General features: G+C 46.4%; 12 protein-coding genes. 6 read left to right on the plus strand and 6 right to left on the minus strand.

What is annotated here, in order from left to right; all coding sequences use genetic code 11:
* The first annotated feature begins 141 nt into the window (after positions 1 to 141).
* Together R4537_RS17890 and R4537_RS17895 are read left to right on the plus strand one after the other, a co-directional pair.
* Complete coding sequence (locus R4537_RS17890; RefSeq protein WP_054823113.1) at positions 142 to 1392, plus strand: tyrosine-type recombinase/integrase; 1251 nt, start codon at positions 142 to 144, stop codon at positions 1390 to 1392.
* A gap of 1 nt (position 1393) precedes the next feature.
* Entirely contained in the window at positions 1394 to 1732 is a 339-nt protein-coding gene (locus R4537_RS17895; RefSeq protein WP_071178155.1) for a hypothetical protein, read from the plus strand.
* Between the two features lie 208 nt (positions 1733 to 1940).
* Here R4537_RS17895 and R4537_RS17900 read toward each other — a convergent pair whose 3' ends face one another.
* Positions 1941 to 3170: a type II toxin-antitoxin system HipA family toxin gene (locus R4537_RS17900; RefSeq protein ID WP_071178154.1), complete on the minus strand. Its 1230-nt coding sequence runs from the start codon at positions 3168 to 3170 to the stop codon at positions 1941 to 1943.
* Entirely contained in the window at positions 3163 to 3483 is a 321-nt protein-coding gene (locus tag R4537_RS17905; protein ID WP_071178153.1) for a helix-turn-helix domain-containing protein, read from the minus strand. The genes R4537_RS17900 and R4537_RS17905 overlap by 8 nt, the downstream gene beginning before the upstream one ends.
* 324 nt (positions 3484 to 3807) lie before the next feature.
* Here R4537_RS17905 and R4537_RS17910 point away from each other — a divergent pair, with 324 nt between their 5' ends.
* The 4 genes from R4537_RS17910 (at position 3808) to R4537_RS17925 (ending at position 8187) form a co-directional block, all read left to right on the plus strand.
* Positions 3808 to 4113 (plus strand): type II toxin-antitoxin system HigB family toxin, encoded by a 306-nt coding sequence (locus tag R4537_RS17910; RefSeq protein ID WP_071178152.1) that lies wholly within the window; start codon positions 3808 to 3810, stop codon positions 4111 to 4113.
* Positions 4114 to 4210: 97 nt separating this feature from the next.
* Entirely contained in the window at positions 4211 to 4582 is a 372-nt protein-coding gene (locus tag R4537_RS17915; RefSeq protein WP_071178151.1) for a helix-turn-helix domain-containing protein, read from the plus strand.
* Positions 4583 to 4607: 25 nt separating this feature from the next.
* A complete protein-coding gene (locus R4537_RS17920; protein ID WP_071178150.1) occupies positions 4608 to 6983 on the plus strand; it encodes a TOTE conflict system archaeo-eukaryotic primase domain-containing protein in 2376 nt (791 codons plus the stop codon).
* Positions 6984 to 7485: 502 nt separating this feature from the next.
* Complete coding sequence (locus R4537_RS17925; protein ID WP_071178149.1) at positions 7486 to 8187, plus strand: hypothetical protein; 702 nt, start codon at positions 7486 to 7488, stop codon at positions 8185 to 8187.
* Positions 8188 to 8437: 250 nt separating this feature from the next.
* On the opposite strand, the gene R4537_RS17930 is transcribed toward R4537_RS17925, so the two are convergent.
* Genes R4537_RS17930 through R4537_RS17945 form a run of 4 tightly spaced genes read right to left on the minus strand, consistent with a single transcriptional unit; the run spans position 8438 to position 15180 of the window.
* A complete protein-coding gene (locus R4537_RS17930) occupies positions 8438 to 11680 on the minus strand; it encodes a DEAD/DEAH box helicase (RefSeq protein WP_071178148.1) in 3243 nt (1080 codons plus the stop codon).
* Positions 11677 to 12474, minus strand: a complete 798-nt coding sequence (locus R4537_RS17935) for a hypothetical protein (RefSeq protein WP_071178147.1) — start codon at positions 12472 to 12474, stop codon at positions 11677 to 11679. The genes R4537_RS17930 and R4537_RS17935 overlap by 4 nt, the downstream gene beginning before the upstream one ends.
* The gene (locus R4537_RS17940) at positions 12474 to 13610 is read right to left on the minus strand and encodes a restriction endonuclease subunit S (RefSeq protein ID WP_071178146.1); all 1137 of its coding nucleotides are present in this window, start codon (positions 13608 to 13610) and stop codon (positions 12474 to 12476) included. The genes R4537_RS17935 and R4537_RS17940 overlap by 1 nt, the downstream gene beginning before the upstream one ends.
* A 1-nt stretch (position 13611) precedes the next feature.
* Positions 13612 to 15180, minus strand: a complete 1569-nt coding sequence (locus R4537_RS17945) for a class I SAM-dependent DNA methyltransferase (protein ID WP_175463831.1) — start codon at positions 15178 to 15180, stop codon at positions 13612 to 13614.
* Between the last annotated feature and the right edge of the window lie 17 nt (positions 15181 to 15197).

Below are 15197 nucleotides of genomic sequence, written 5' to 3' on the forward strand. Positions count from 1 at the left end.
GAGCAAATTGGTGGGCAGTAAGTTACCCAATTTTCGCATTTAACTCGCCACCACAACAGGTTAGCTGCTGATTCAATAAGCAAATCGGTGGTGGGCAGCCATTATTGCCCCCTCCATTATTTCAGCAACTATGGAGTAAACATGGGAAAACTCACAGCAAAACAGGTTATTGCATACAGCAAAGCCGACCCCAAAAAATATTCAGATGGTGAAGGCCTCTACTTTTGCGTCCGCAAACAGGGCTCGCCTTATTGGATGATCCGCTACACCACAGCCAAAGGAAGACGAGAAGCAACCTTGGGGCAATTTCCTTTAATGTCGTTGGCAGACGCTCGAATTGCCGCCGCTTATTTTCGAAAGGAAGTACGTGACGGCATAGATCCTCTTCTGGAAAAACAGAAAATCGAGTTACCTGACATTGAAACCGTGGATCAACTGTTCCATGACTGGTATCGAACCGATCTGAGTCGACGACTAAAGCATCCCAAGATCCCGTATCGGGTTTACACCAAAGACATAAGCCCTGTCATTGGCATTAAGTGTATTGCTGAGGTAACTGCACGTGACGTACGCGAAGTATTAGAGCGCATTCGAGAAAGTAACCGCCCTACCATTGCCAACGATACCTTGATGTACATGAAGCAGCTGTTTCGACATGCGATAAAGCTCGACTTAACCCTGAACAACCCAGCCGCAGCATTTACCGTGGATGATGCTGGTGGCGTAGAGTCCAGTAAAGACAGGATGCTCAGCAAAGAGGAAATTCACTACGCTTTTAGCGTGTTTCATACCCATATCAATAGCTTTGGCCGCGACAACTACCTCGCTTGCTGTCTGTTTTTGGTGTTGGGCGTGCGCAAAAGCGAATTGTGCGAAGCCATGTGGCGTGAAATGGATTTAACCACAGGCGTGTGGGATCTGCCCAAAGAACGCAGCAAAACCGGCGTGCCCATTAGCATCCCCTTACCGCGCCAAGCCATTGCCTGGTTTAACGAGCTGCAAGTCCGCGCTTGTGGCTCGCCTTATGTTTTTCCAGCCAGACGAGCAAGCCATCGGCCACATATGGGGCCAGATACGCTAAACCGCGCCATTTCTAAACTCTTTGGTCGCGAGCCAGGGCGCAAAAAACAGCCTCCCAATAAGATGGGCAAACTTGAACACTTCACCGTACACGATCTGCGCCGGACCTTTCGCAGCCTTGCCGCCTCTTTGGGCATTGCAGGCAATGTGGCCGAACGCTGTCTTAACCATAAGCTAAAAGGCGTTGAGGGTATCTACGACCGCCACGATTACTTTGAAGAGCGCCGTATTGCCCATCAAACCGTGGCTGATGTGATCGAACCACTGGTGAACTTTGAGCACCCTTCACAGCACAACACAGGAGGGCATTAACATGCAATTTATGATGCGACTCGCCCCCATTACCTTTCCAATAGCCATGCTGGCAGGACTTGGCTGGTGTATTGGCATTGCCCTACTCGAACAATCTCATGGCGTAGGCCACGCACTTACCCGGCATTGCCTGATGGTATTCTTGGTACTCGCTCCTTGGCTGACATTAAAACTCACGTTCTACGTGATTGTCAGCCTAGGACGCAAACTGGGGCTCATCCCGCCTGCACGCCCAACGTATAGCCTAGGTTATGAAGAATCACTCTATTGGTTCAGAGTATTAGCCTTTTTCGATGGCAAACGCAGCCGCATGCCGAAAAGGCCCATCAGGCGAAACTAACAAGCCCTAATTTGCTTACTTACTGTGGGCATTTGGGACAATGGGGCAACACTTGATACCGCAAGCTTTAGAGGGTGAATAAGAGGATATTAAACTGCCCCAAGGAATGGGGCAATCGGGGCTTGGATTAACAAAACAAGCCACCAAACATAATCTTTAAACCAATATGACCGACGCCTCTGTATCTTTGTACGCGTCGGTTCTCATTTTAGCGTAGCGGTATGCTTCGTAAATGTGTTTCGATGGCTTCAATCATCGACTTGGTGAGCGGTAAATGCGCTTTTTCTTTCGCCCAGATTTCATGAAAGCCTGCCACGGTTTGCTTGGCAGTATCTAACACCAATTTTTCTGGCAGCATGGCTTTAGCCGCCAAGTGTGACAGCTCATCCAGCGTGAAATCACTGAATTTCTTGCTACGACTCACCTTCAGCGATGCACTATCATCGGGGATATAAGGAATGGTCGAGACAAAGTCATAAGCAGGTGCAATCGATGCTGCGCGCTTGTCTTTGTAAATCACAGACCAATTCTTCAGATGCATATCCGCATTGCCAATTAGGGTATTGAACACCAATCGACGGGTAAATTCTGCAATGTCTTCGTATTGACCTTCGATGCCGATAACCTGAGCAATATTGCGCATACTGGCTTTTTTGTATTTATCTTGAGGATAGACGCCAAACACTTGCGCAAAATCTTCAATATGTACGGCTTGCTCACCTGCACGATCAAAGCGCTTGATCACAAAGGCCTGAGCATTTTTAAATGAGTCACCAAATTTACCAATACCATCTGGGATATTAGCAATCTGCTTAATCGGGAGTAGCTGCGTTTCTGGCACATCCATCCCCAACATACGAGCCAGTTCCATCATCGAATATTCATTTTCTGGAACAGCGTCAAAGCGAGACGATGGCAATTTTACAATCCAAGAACCACCTTGACCGGTTGCTGGAATAGTCAAACCACCGTTTGCCTGTTGTACGGCTGAAAACTTCAACTGTACACCCGCTAATGAAAAACGCATTGGAACATCTATTTTCGTTTCATCGTCAATGTCTTGCTGTACATTAGGCGGCAGCGCTTCGCCATCAGCAGGTTCAACCGTGATCGCACCTGCTAAATCTTGTCCTAACACCCACAATAGAAAAAACTCCCGCGCTGGATTCACTCCGGCACGCTCTGCCAGGTAATGACGCATGGTTTCTTCTGGCAAAAGGTTAGAGAAAAACGGAGTTAACTTGGTTTGGGTCGGTTTAAAATTAGTCAGTAAGCCACCAAGTGCATCTTTAAAACCCAGCCCTAACACGGGCCGTGATTCATCATGAATGTACGAATCCATAAAGGCAAAAAGCGTTCTGTCATTGCCCACGTTGGTGATCGTTGCTATGGGTTCGCCATAGAGCAACACGTTGAGCGTAGAAACATGATTAGTCATCGTCGTCTTCCCCTAACTGATATGCCGGTGACATCTGCTCAGCTTCATCACTGATACCGTTAATACCTTGGCTGCTTCGAATGATCGACTTGATGGCAGGAACTGACTTTTTAGGCGCAACCAATAGCTCTAGGTCGAGTACACGGGCAAGTGCAATCAAACTGGATATTCTTAAATCAACACCGCCAGACTCGATTTTCGAAATATGACTTTGCGGCACCCCCGAACACGCGCTTAACTCTCTTTGGCTAAACCCCTTGCGTACCCGAGCTTCTCGAAGACTTTCTAGTATCTGCTCTGTTACATAGCTCATTTCGATACGCCTTAATGAATCAATTAGGAATAATTATATACAAAAACATATCACCGCAATCCCACGAACACAAGAATGATTAGCTATTATGTATCACCAATCACTTTTTGATATACAATTATAGATAAACCGTAACGCGCGCGCTCACTTACTGTGAGCATTTGGGACAATGGGGCAACACTTGATACCACAAGCTTTAGAGGGTGAATAAGAGGAGATTAAACTGCCCCAAGGAATGGGGCAATTGGGGATGCGGTAACAACTCCTAACCGCATCAAGAATACCAAACTTGCAAAAGTCCCAAATTGGGACTAACATCTATTTATGAGAATTATCGCACTATCAACCTTAAAAACATTTTGGGAAGACAGCCCAGAATACATTGACGCTAAAGAGCCAACGTTAGCGTGGTATAGGCATGCATTAAACGCTGATTGGGGAGCACCGGCGGATGTGAAACAGGACTTTAGAAATGCCAGCATCCTCAAAGATGCGCGTGTCGTGTTTAACATTGCCGGTAATAAATACCGGTTAGTCGTTTGGATCAATTATGCCTACAAGGTGGTTTACATAAGGTTTATAGGCAGCCATGCACAATACGAAAAATTCGTCGGGAACGAATTTTCATGAGCAACGCGAGCCCGAAGGGTAAGGCTCATGGACGAGCCGAATAAAAAATTGATGTGCAAACGATTTGAAGCCAAAAGGTAGTAACAAGAGGTATATAATGGACATCAGACCTATTAAAACAGATGCCGACTACCGCGCGGCATTAAACGATCTCGAAAACCTAATGATGGCGGAGCCTGATACCGTCGAAGGCGAAAAGCTGGACATTTTGGTTACGTTAGTTGAAGCCTACGAAGCAAAGCATTTCCCAATGGATTTGCCAGACCCTGTTGAGGCAATAAAGTTTGAGATGGAGCGCAAAGGCTTAACGGTTAAAGATCTTGAACCCATGATAGGTAAAAGCAATCGTGTTTATGAAATCCTAAACCATAAGCGATCACTCACGCTAAAAATGATTTGGAAACTTCATGAAGGGCTAGGTATTCCAGCAGAGTCACTGATCAAGCCACCGCAAGTTCGCGCTTCATAGCGCTGCGAATCAAAATTAGTTTGTTATGAATGACGCTCGCTACCCAAACATTTCTGCTATTGATCACAGGCTAGCTGAACTTGAAAACGAAAAGCAGCAGCTTCTCGCATTAAGAGAGGCTTTGCGTAGCGCTCAAAACGAGCGTTCAGTACAGACATTCACGCCAGAACAAAAGGTCGCCCTATTCAGACAACGATTTCGTGGACGAGAGGATATCTTTGCCAATCGTTGGCAAAACCAACAGGGTCGCAGTGGCTATTCCGTAGCCTGTGATAATGAATGGGTAAACGGGGTTTGCAACAAACCCCGCATTAAATGCCAAGACTGTTCACACCGAAAGTTTAGCGAACTAAACGAGCGCATTATTTACAGGCACCTTGCCGGTCATCAAGTGGTGGGGCTGTATCCCTTACTGAAAGATAATACGTGCTATTTGTTGGCAGCCGATTTTGACAAAGGCTGCTGGCAAGAAGAAGTCAAAGCAATGTCTAAAGCGTGCCAAGCGTTTGATATTCCGCACGCGATAGAAATCTCGCGCTCTGGCAACGGGGCGCACTTATGGATCTTTTTTGAAACCAATATCCCAGCGAACCATGCTCGGGCACTGGGTTTCGCTTTGCTTGATAAAGCCATGGAAATATTTCCAAATCTATCGTTTGACTCCTATGACAGGCTCTTTCCTAACCAAGATGTCCTTCCTGAAGGCGGGTTTGGCAACCTCATTGCGCTACCACTTCAAAAGGAGGCTCGCCTTTCAGGCCGTAGTTGCTTTGTTGACAGCGATCTGAATGCCATCGATGATCAATGGCAGTACCTTGCTGGGCTTAAAACGCTCACTCAGTCGAGTATTGATCAACTCATAACAACCATTTCACCCAATACCCTATTGCTGTCCGAACAAGGGCTAACAGACAACCGCCCTCCTTGGGAAATCACAGCCAAAGCCGCACCAATAAAATTAGAGTCTTTGCCGAAAAACGTGACCATTACCTTGGCCAACCATATCTACTTTTTGATGAGCGAGTTACCTGGGCCACTACTGGCCGGACTAAAGCGATTAGCGAGTTTTTCTAATCCTGTGTTTTTTAAAACACAAGCGTTGCGCTTTTCAACCCATGGCATTCCAAGGTTTATTTCCTGTGCTCGTATTGAAAACGGTTATCTAGCACTACCGCGAGGCTGTCTTGATGACGCGATTGCTTTGCTACAAGAGCACAATATTTCGCCACTATTTGACGATAAACGTGAAACCGGCAAACCATTATTAAAACTTACACCCGAGTTCACTTTGCGAAAGAACCAGCGAGACGCAGTGGCCGCAATATCTAAACATGACTTCGGTATTTTGCATGCGCCGACCGCATTTGGAAAAACGGTTACTGCCATTGGTATGATCGTAAAACGCAAAGTAAATACCCTAATACTGGTTCATAGCCGGCAACTGCTCGAACAATGGCAAGAGCGATTACGCACGTTCCTACCCGAAATAAACATTGGCAGTATAGGCGGGGGGAAAAGAAAGCCGAGTGGCATTATCGACATTGCCACCTACCAAAGCTTGGTCAATAAAAAAGACAATTCCATCACGCCTCTCATCCAAGACTACGGCCACATTATTGTTGATGAATGCCATCACTTATCCGCGCCAAGGTTTGAAATGGTACTCAACGAGGTAAGAGCAAAGTATGTATTGGGCCTAACAGCAACACCAGAACGACAAGATGGTCATCAAAAAATCATTTTTATGGCGGCAGGGCCCATTCGCTACAAAGTGAAACAAAGCCCTGATGAGCAATTTACTCAAACCGTGATGATTCATCAGCTCTACGATATACCGCCAGCTGAGCTAATAAAAACAGATGAGCGCCCAAAAATAAGCGATGCCTACCGCTGGCTCGTCAATAATGAGCAGCGCACTTCAAAAGTTGTCTCAGACGCCTCTCAGTGTGTTCAAAATGGCGGACACCCGTTAGTCCTTACAGAGCGTAGAGAGCACGCAGAGTACATACACTCACGACTTACCGAGTTGGGTATAAGCACTGTCGTACTCAAAGGCGCCATGAAAGCTGCGGAACGCAAGAACGCTGACAATCATCTGCAATCGGCTCAAGTCGTCGTCGCAACAGGAAAATATGTGGGCGAAGGATTTGACCTGCCAAGACTGGATACGTTGTTTTTGGCCATGCCAATCGCATGGAAAGGCACGTTGGCCCAATATGCTGGTCGTATTCATCGTGAATCGGAAGGAAAAACACAAGTCACCATTCACGATTATGTAGACTGCGCCCTCCCTATGCTGCAACGCATGTTTAAAAAACGCGAGAAAAGCTACAAAGCAATGGGGTATGCCATTGAGTACTTTGATGGCAACAGTGACAAGCAACCTTCACTAAAGCTGTAAAAGGCCTCTTCATAAAATACCAGGTCAAATTAGCAAGCTGCTCTTCGTTCAACACTTCCCCATGGCTTTACCCCCATACGCCAAAACCACTATCCGTTTGGCTTTTGGATCGAAACGCCAAACAGGGAAATTAACCCATTTACTGTTTGGCTTCTCGATTGAAATCCAACGCTGCTAGGCCTTGCCAATACTGGCTTAAAGAAAGATTTGGCACTTTTTTCACCCTAAACCAACCTCGGCATCAAAGTACAAACCGTTTGATTTTTCCAACCCAGAATGCAAACGATCGTTTGGCGTCTCGATTTTTTTGCACTAGCCAAATGCCGCCAAACAGCGCCGTATTGGGCTATGTATATCAAACAGTTAGCCGCGCACTGCCCATAACAAAAAACCGATTTGACTGGTTAGTTTGATGGCCATTTCTTTCATCTATTTCACCACCGAGTCTGCACCCGACCACTGAAAATAGACGGCATGAAAAACCAACAAGGTGATAAGTGACGTGTTATGGGCAAGTGGCAACGATTGGGATAGAGAATGGATAAAGCAGGTGGTCGATTTACTCGTTGGGCATGGCGCGTTTACCCTCTACCCAGCACTAAGCCAGTGCGAGAATGCCGCCGAACGTTTAACCCGATGGCTGGCCTATCAGTTACCGCGCGTTAAACAAGCACACCCTGGCTGCCCGATTCACCAATGGCTGAATAGCATTGGCGCACAAGTGATCGTAGAAAAATGGCAAAGCCCCGAGCAATGGCCAAACCTGTATTGGCTACCTTTACCTGAGGTTGATGGCCACGCGCAAGGCGGGCTAGTTTTGTTGCCAGCTCATTTGTTACCGGCACATTTTTTACCGGTATATACGAACGGCATAATACGAACCAGAAGATTGCAAGCAAACACGCGCGCCAACGCCTGTATCTTTTGGTGCATTTCGCCTTTATCTAAAACAGGAAAGCGCGCTACCTTGCACCCCAAACAGCAAAACCGCGCCTTTTGCCTGCCCAGTTCGCCGGAGCAAATGGGTAAATCGTGCATAGGGTTATTACTGAGTGGTTTAAGAAAAGACAACCGAAAACGAAACAGCAACGTGATCAGCCATCAGATCAACCTAGCGCTACTGCACCACCTTTGTGGGCTGGAGAATGATGTGTGGATTAAAGCGAATTTTGGTGCCGTAACTCATTACGGAACCAAAAATTAGAAGCCTGAAAAAAGAGTAACCCCTCACAGGGCGCTGATCTAACGGGTAGCGGGAGGGGTGTTGTTGGTGCGATTTTAATATTAACAATGCAAAATGGCCATCTATTCGTACCATCTCGTGTTGATCCACGAAATGGTTAGCAATCTTTAACTGCTTGATTATATGGACATTAGTAATTAACTATTTTTTACTGAAATTACCTGGTACCGACATAAATGTCGGTACCATCCTCTAGAACAAGAACAACTTTTTAAGCTTCACCTGCAAGCCGCTTCCATACTTTCAAATAGTCTTCGCCGGACAGCGAGGAATTATCAGGTTTCAAACGCGCCCAATCGTCCGGTTTCAAAGACTTCAGATATTCGCTGGCTTTTCGAGGTGACAGAGTATTTTCTGCACCGGCTTCAGTTCGAGCCTTAAAGTCTTCACCGGCACGTTCAGCAATACTACGCGGAACGCTGTTCATCCGCATCAACACGCCTTCTTCGGTTTTTACACCATGGTAAAGCATCGCTGGAAGGTTATTTAATCTGCGCTTTTCTTCGTCTGTCATGGCTTCAAAATCAAGCCCTGAAGTTGGCATTTTGCTTAATGCCGACAACCCCCAAGCGCCATTATTGGCCAAATCTCTATAAACTGCTCTGCAAGCTTTAGATATTTGATCTGTAAGGCTATCACCTTCAAAGTAAGTCTTCGCTATAGATTCAATGGAGCTACCTGTTACCCAAGCCTGGGTAATATCAGCAAGTTTACGATGACTATTCCCCTGTCCTTTACTGATCTCTCGTAAACTTTCTTGTAACTGCGGAACCCGCAGCATAATCCCCATCAAGCTTGGCAGCACAGACTTCGATTTATCGCCAAATAGACTCGAAGGCTCCCAATCTGCGAGTGTTAACTTGTTTTCAAGGTTATTCAAATCCAATAAAGTTGAACGAACACCCTCAGGAGAGAAGCCTGTAACATCAGCAAGAGAAGCATTTTCTGGATGCTCAGCTAACTTTCTAACATACCCTTTGGTAGCCTCAAGAAGCGCATCAGCTTTCTCTTGCGAGGCTTTATCAGCTTTAGCGCGAAGAGAACCAAACCCGTAGGTATTTCGCAGTAATTGTTCAGCTTCACCAATTACAGCGTCCAAGTTACGTTTTTCATTCCATAAATGAGCGATATAGCTTCTGAAGTCTGCCCATTGTTCTTGCTGCATAACCCAAGATAAGTTTGCTAATTCCCCCGCAGCTTGAAGATCATCCAGCATTCCTTCCAGGCGGGAAACTAACGATGCAGTTGCATCACTAACATATTTCCGGATCTCATTCGGCTGTGCACCTGCTGCAATACCGATAACGCCTACGCTATCATGGCCGATACGCCCAGCTCGACCCGCTAGGTTCCAAAATGCCCGATGCGACATTTCATTGCCGTAAGGCAATTTTCTCGTCGCAAGAAAAACAGATGAAACAGGGAAGTTAAGCCCTTGTGCTATGGTTGTCGTCGCGCACATCACTCGAATATGGCCAGCTTCTGTAAGCCATTCGATTAATGAAAGCGCCTCAGCGGGTAAGCCTGCATGATGCACAACAACACCTTTTGACAGCATATCAATTAGCTCAAAGTCCTCACTAATTTCAGCCGCTAGAAAACGCTGAACCAGTTTAATGTCTTCATGCACCGAAACTAAAGGTTCAAGCTCTGCGGCAACTTTACGAGCAATACTCCAAGCATCTGGAATTGTCTGCGCTACAGCAATACTGGTACCACGCTTAGAGAAAACCTTAGCCATAGCAACAGCCTGTGTTGCGAGCCCTTTAGCGCTAGAGTACGTCAGTTTTTGCAGAGGGCGGTTACCATCTACATTGTGGATTCCTTTAAGGTGAATCGTCCGTTGAGTAGTCGTCAACGTTTCAAAACTTAAATTCCAATCACCACGTTTTTCACCTTTATGAATATCAAATAAGCCAACAATTCTCTCATTCGGTTGCCAAGCAGAGGTGCCCAAGCTGATGCTTCGGCCACGATCAGCGGCTAGCCATTGAGCTAAATCATTAGCATTCGGGACAAATGGCATCAAGAGTAAGAAGTTTGCCCGAGGTGATTCTTGCTTAATCGTTGCAAGCAGAAGCTCAATACGCAAACCACGAGACTCATCTTCAATGTTGTGAGCTTCATCCATCACAACCAGAGCCAATGGGCGAGCGACTTTTTTGTTTCTCATCACCAGTTGAAGCTTCTCAGGTGTTGCAACCAAAACCTGAAAAGCACGTGCTTCACCCAAAAGCGCTTCTTCAAAAGCATCGACTTCAATCGCGCCAGTTAACGGCTCAACTTGAATACCTAATGGGCCAAAATCTTCACGTAATCGTCGGGTAATTTGCGAAACCAAAGCGCGAGTTGGCGCAACATAGGCCACCCAACCATCATCCTGATCAAACTGATTCAGCGCTTGCAACATACGAAATTGCGCCAACGCTGTTTTACCACCGGATGTAGGCAAATCAACAATTACCGCTCTGCTGGCTTGGTCGAGTAAACCTTGCTCTTGCAGTGCAGCTCGTTGCGGCGGTAACAGTTCAAATAAGCTCTTGTGCTTAGTCACATGGGAAACAAAGCGTGTCACACGGGAGTTAACCGTATGCGCCACCCACCATAAAGAGCCAGCGACCATTTTTCGACTTGCGACATGTAACCAGCGTAAAATCATTTCGAGCTGCGGATCTTTAGAGGCTTGTGCCGCTTTTTGCGCCGCTTCAAAATGCTGATCTAATTGCGCATCTATCGCTACCGGTTCGCCTTGCAGCATGTACACCGCTAAACGCTCTGTTGCTTTGGCCCAGTGATAAAGCGCCACTAAACGCATGGCGATGCTTTGCGCCTCTGCACCTTGAGTTTGCTCTAGTAACACTTTTTCGTAGTTTGCTTGATCGTTTCGTAAACCAAGCACAATCTCTGAAATCTGATCTAAGTCGTCCCAGCGGTTTTTACGTAGTAGTCGCAACCAGCAATCAAAAATTCGGTAAAGCAGACGCTTATCCCAAGTAACACCAGCCACACTGGGTACTGCTACTGTATTGTTCTGCTCTTCAAACCATCGACGTAAATCGGTCCAGCGATCGGCGCAATACGCCAAACCCGACACATGCAACACATGAAACAAGCGCGCCTCATTGTCACTCGGTACGGGTAACACACGATAAAGCCCGAACGCTCGAAACGCGCCAGCTTGTGCAAGCTCACGAATATTTTTATTGTCCTGATTGGCAACAGGGTGCAACAAAGCGCCAATGCCTTCGATCGCGGCCAACTCATACGCTGTTGCTACTTGCTCTAACAAGTCACTGTCAAACTCAGTTGCCGCATGTTCGAGTAGATTACCCAGCGCCACATCAACCAAGCGCCGCTCCGCCATTTCCATAGCCGTATCACGCCGCTCAGCGCTAATGGACTGAACAGCCCAATGCTGATCTACCTGTAGTAAGTGCTCTTGTGAAAGCGTCATGACGCCTCCTGCATAGCCGCCTGAGCACGAGCAGACAGCGTACCAATCATGTTTAGGGGAAGGTATAAAGCGTACATTTCAATATCAGTTTGCACTGGACAATCGGCCGCCAGTGCTTTTGCTCGGCCAGCAATATCAGAAGCGCTTGGGGCAATATCGCGCACCAAAACACCATAAACAGCAACGTCCTTTGTGTTCGAGCTCAAATAGCGTTTGGCAGCGCTTTTAAACATCGGTTCCCAAGGTGCTCGCACCGCATGGAGCCCTAAATAACGTAAGAGGGCATCTTTTACTTGGCGATTATCTCGTAGCCCAAACAATTGGGTACCCAAGCTTGTCATCACGCTTGGCGGCGCTTTGTTCTCTTCAGACGTTTTTACTTCACCAAACGCAAAACGGTAGGGAAGCTCAGCATCGTTTACAGGTTGAAATCCAGTCAAATCGCACCCTGCTGGGCTGGCATTCGGGTTTTTAAGATCACGCCCTGTGGGCCACGGAAACACGCAATTGCCAATATCAGCCACAAAGGCTTCGGCAATGGCTTCGCCTACTCGCCAATTATCTGGCACGGTTTCATCGATCAGCGCTTGGCGTAAACCCTCTTGCTCAAATTCCGTGCTCACAACACTGCCAAGTAACTCCTGGAGCTCATCATTGCCTGCGGTATCTTGCAAAATATGCTTTACGGGGCCAGCTAACATCTCGCTCACTTGCTCATCCTGATAAGACAAGCCATGAGCAATAACAGGCTGGGTTCCAGCATCATATGCAAGCGTCGGTGCAGGCATAGACATTAAACCAATTCTCCCTTAAAGGCTTTATCCAAAATTGAAGGCATCAGGGCCTCTAGCTCTATTTCATTTTCTGATTGAGCTTGTTTAATTTTTTCAACATAGCTTTGCAGTTGATTAAACCAAAGCTGCTTATCGTAATCGGGTACAGGAACCTTAATTTTCTCTAATCTTTTCATCGCTAAGGTTCGGTTTCGGTCTGCACTACCAGGCGAAGCTGCCTGTACTTGTTCAATACCCTCTTGAGTCAGAAGATAAAACGCCAGAAAGTTTGCAGTTGTTACCCCTTCTACAGGCACACATGTGATATACCTGTGCGACCCAACTCGACCGTGATCTTTATCTCCAGCAGCAGCAATAGCGCCTTCCCAAGCCTTAATATTACTTAAGACCAGATCGCCAGAGTGGACGGTATACAGCTTTTGCCAATCGAGTTCCGCACCGATTAACGTCGGCTTGTGGAAAATACCTTTGCCAAAAGACCGAGCACCCAGTTCTGGGTATTCACCATCAACTGTAATTTCAATTTGTCTTCTAACAATCGGAGCCACTGCCGACATAGGCTTGTAGACAGCGCCCTCAATAATTTTATGGAAGGCACTACTCAGCATTGCTTGCGCATCAGCCAACACTGTAGATCTCAAATCAATAACAGCACTTCTCTTTTGCTCCAATAGCTGGATGCTTTTTACAATGCTCTTTTGTTGTTCTATCGAAGGAAGCTCAATATCTAATCTTTCAAAAAATATTTCTTTGAATCTGTTTCGTGTTCCAGGCGTGGAGCCAGAGCAATCAGCTTCAACCATTTTTTGGACATGAGGAAGACCAAACCAATAAACCAAATATTCAGGTATTACTTTTGATGTATCTAATTCATACAAAGGAAATTCATTAGACACATAACAACCATCCATCACCTCAGGTACAAGTCCAAACGACCCTTGCCAAGCAAACAATCGGCTGTAAATAAAATCACCAGCTTTAACTTTATTTAGCTTTGCGGCTGATATTTCTGAGCCTGACTTGGTTTCTCTAATAAATGGTCCGCCAATTTTAGAGCGCATGCCAAGCATTCTATAAACCTGACCAGACTCAACTGGCTCATATCTATCGATTTGTAGCGCAAAATCACCGATCATATTAGATTTCCGCCTGTAAATGCGCTTTCATTTCTTTCAGCAAATCCAATATTTCTAATTCTTTTCCTTGTATTTTTTCAATTAATTGAATTGGCGGTAAATGTTCAAGCGCCTCTAAACTATAAGGATTTTTACGATCTAGATTAACTTCGAGAAGTTTGCCATCGTCATGATACTTGAGAACATCATTAGCCTTTATAGTCCAAGCTTGATTTGTAACTTTGCGATTACCCCACCATGCTAGGCAGTCACTAAACTCACAATACTCCATCGGTTTAGTCTTGGTGTATTTTTTTCGGCCTTCCGGTGTCTCTATTTGATAGAACCAAATATCTTCTGTTGGGCCAGAACGATCAAAGAAAAGAACGTTTGCTGGAATATCGGTATAAGGCGCGAATACCCCTTCCGGCAAACGAACAATGGTATGCAGATTAAAGTTCTTTAACAGCTCTTCTTTAATGCGTGCGCTGATACCATCACTGAAAAGCGTACCATTTGGGACAACAACCGCGGCGCGGCCACCATTGTCTGAACCATGGCCCGGGCGCTTGAGTTTACGCATGATCAACTGAAGGAACAGCATTGCGGTTTCGGCGGTTTGCATGTCTTCTGGAAAGTTACCAAGAATGCCTTTTTCTTCCTCACCACCAAACGGTGGGTTGGTTAAGATCACATCTACACGATCTTTGTCACCCATCTCTCGAAGTGGAAAGCGCAGGCTATTTTCTGGGTCAATTCTTGGGTACTCCAAACCATGCAGTAACAGGTTCATTTGTACCAACAAGTAAGGCAACGATTTGGCTTCACCGCCAAAGATACTGCTTTCTTGCAATACTTCGCGGTCTTCGACTGTTTTACACTGGCGCTCTAGGTGTTCGAACGCTTCAACCAAAAAACCACCCGTGCCGCAGGCTGGGTCCAATACGGACTCACCCAACTGCGGGTCCATCACCTCAACCATAAAGCGAACCACTGGACGAGGAGTATAAAACTCGCCGGAATCGCCAGCGGCATCACGCATTTCACGCAACATGGTTTCGTATAAGCGGCTTAAAGTGTGCATCTCTTCAGATGAGTTGAAATGAATGCCGTTTATTTTGTCGACTACATCACGTAACAAATACCCGTTGATCATGCGGTTTTGCATACCTTTAAACACGGTCGCAATCACATCTCGGCGATCACCACCGTTGTCACCTTGCAGGCTACGCAAGTAGGCAAACAAACCGATGCCACGCGTGCCATCAGGTCGCATTGCTTCGTCGTTGTTAATAAAGGCAATTAACTCGTCGCCGGTGATACCACCTTCAATTGCTGCCCAATCTCGCCAGCGGTATGGCGCTTCGATGGCTGGCTGAAAGCTTTTTCCTTCTAGCACGGCTTCGGTTTCTCGCATTTGTTCTAAGTCGTCGAGAAACTTCAAAAACATGATCCAAGTGAGCATTGGCAGGCGGTCGAGATCGCCATTTAAGCCTTTATCTTTACGCATGATTTGCCGAGACGATTTAACAATCGCACCTAATTGCTGGGCGGTGGTCATCGGCTGATCTGCTTTCTTTGTTCGTGCCATAAATCGTATCGTCACTT

This window comes from Vibrio paracholerae, from assembly GCF_037672085.1.
In the GTDB taxonomy this organism is placed as follows: Bacteria; Pseudomonadota; Gammaproteobacteria; order Enterobacterales; family Vibrionaceae; genus Vibrio; species Vibrio cholerae.

What these genes read in the sequence shown, in the direction of transcription:
- R4537_RS17910 (WP_071178152.1), top strand. Translation starts at nt 3,808, where the DNA reads ATGAGAATTATCGCACTATCAACCTTAAAAACATTTTGGGAAGACAGC.
- R4537_RS17920 (WP_071178150.1), top strand. Translation starts at nt 4,608, where the DNA reads ATGAATGACGCTCGCTACCCAAACATTTCTGCTATTGATCACAGGCTA.
- R4537_RS17895 (WP_071178155.1), top strand. Translation starts at nt 1,394, where the DNA reads ATGCAATTTATGATGCGACTCGCCCCCATTACCTTTCCAATAGCCATG.
- R4537_RS17915 (WP_071178151.1), top strand. Translation starts at nt 4,211, where the DNA reads ATGGACATCAGACCTATTAAAACAGATGCCGACTACCGCGCGGCATTA.
- R4537_RS17945 (WP_175463831.1), bottom strand. Translation starts at nt 15,180, where the DNA reads ATGGCACGAACAAAGAAAGCAGATCAGCCGATGACCACCGCCCAGCAA.
- R4537_RS17905 (WP_071178153.1), bottom strand. Translation starts at nt 3,483, where the DNA reads ATGAGCTATGTAACAGAGCAGATACTAGAAAGTCTTCGAGAAGCTCGG.
- R4537_RS17890 (WP_054823113.1), top strand. Translation starts at nt 142, where the DNA reads ATGGGAAAACTCACAGCAAAACAGGTTATTGCATACAGCAAAGCCGAC.
- R4537_RS17940 (WP_071178146.1), bottom strand. Translation starts at nt 13,610, where the DNA reads ATGATCGGTGATTTTGCGCTACAAATCGATAGATATGAGCCAGTTGAG.
- R4537_RS17935 (WP_071178147.1), bottom strand. Translation starts at nt 12,474, where the DNA reads ATGTCTATGCCTGCACCGACGCTTGCATATGATGCTGGAACCCAGCCT.
- R4537_RS17900 (WP_071178154.1), bottom strand. Translation starts at nt 3,170, where the DNA reads ATGACTAATCATGTTTCTACGCTCAACGTGTTGCTCTATGGCGAACCC.
- R4537_RS17930 (WP_071178148.1), bottom strand. Translation starts at nt 11,680, where the DNA reads ATGACGCTTTCACAAGAGCACTTACTACAGGTAGATCAGCATTGGGCT.